Source organism: Aeromonas fluvialis, from assembly GCF_000819885.1.
In the GTDB taxonomy this organism is placed as follows: Bacteria; Pseudomonadota; Gammaproteobacteria; order Enterobacterales; family Aeromonadaceae; genus Aeromonas; species Aeromonas fluvialis.
This window is the reverse complement of record NZ_CDBO01000051.1, coordinates 1-513: the sequence shown is the minus strand read 5'-3', so window position 1 is coordinate 513 and position 513 is coordinate 1. Positions and strand designations below refer to the sequence as shown.

1 protein-coding gene is annotated in these 513 nt (G+C 56.5%); it reads right to left on the bottom strand.

Annotation, left to right across the window (positions count from 1 at the left end; translation table 11 throughout):
* On the bottom strand, positions 1–513 hold a 513-nt coding region (locus tag BN1125_RS10460), incomplete at both ends, for a transposase (RefSeq protein WP_042012245.1).

The window sequence follows — 513 nt, the reverse complement described above, 5'->3', positions numbered from 1 at the left end:
GCACCAGATAGAAGCCGCCAGCCTTGTTCACTGCGGCAAAATAGGTGTGACTGATATAACCCGCATCCGCCAGCAGCAGGCTGCCGGTCAGCTCTTTGGCATCTGGAAGGAACTGACGCTCTGACGCGGTATCGGCTGAGAGCTGCATACAGGCCGGCTTTTGCTCCAGCATTGACATGAGCATGTGACATTCGATGGCGGCTGGGCTGATGGCCTTGAATCGCCCGGGAAAGACAGTGGCAAGGCGCTTGTGGACCGCAAAAGAGGTGCCGTCTTGCAGCAACACCTGCTTGAAGGCGCCCTGGGCAACGTCCTGCACCTGCTGGCCGATGCGCAGGGCAATTGCTCGTTCAACCAGGGCCTTCATAAACTGGGCAAAGGCGGGTTTACGCAACTGGTTGTGAAAGGGTTTGTAGGAGACTTGATGTGAGTCAACGAGCTGTAAGCCATTGAAATACTGATGCAAGTTGGCAATGGCATCGACCTTGTCTCCTCCGAAGGCGCGTAGCAGGG